General features: G+C 44.2%; 1 protein-coding gene. It reads right to left on the bottom strand.

Going from position 1 to position 369, the window contains the following annotated elements; all coding sequences use genetic code 11:
- Positions 1 to 369 (bottom strand): hypothetical protein (locus DLK05_RS17780; RefSeq protein ID WP_209319985.1); only part of this gene is annotated, 369 nt, incomplete at both ends.

Below are 369 nucleotides of genomic sequence, written 5' to 3'. Positions count from 1 at the left end.
GATTGGCATGAACAGTAACATTCACATCATCGCTGGCGGAACAGCCATTGGTATTGGTTACAACAACGGAATAGTTACCACTGGTTGATGTACTAATTGTTTGCGTAGTTTCTCCGGTACTCCATAAATATGTTGCTCCCGCATTGCCAGCATCCAATATGATGCTGCTGCCTGCACAGGTCTGCTGATCCGCTCCCAAATCTACGATTGAATTGGCATGAACAGTAACATTCATATCATCGCTGGCGGAACAGCCATTGGTATTGGTTACAACAACGGAATAGTTACCACTAATTGATGTACTAATTGTTTGCGTAGTTTCTCCGGTACTCCATAAATATGTTGCTCCCGCATTGCCGGCATCCAATA

Origin of the sequence: Ancylomarina longa, from assembly GCF_003996985.1 — a bacterium.
GTDB lineage: Bacteria > Bacteroidota > Bacteroidia > Bacteroidales > Marinifilaceae > Ancylomarina_A > Ancylomarina_A longa.
This window is presented reverse-complemented; position numbering and strand designations above follow the sequence as displayed.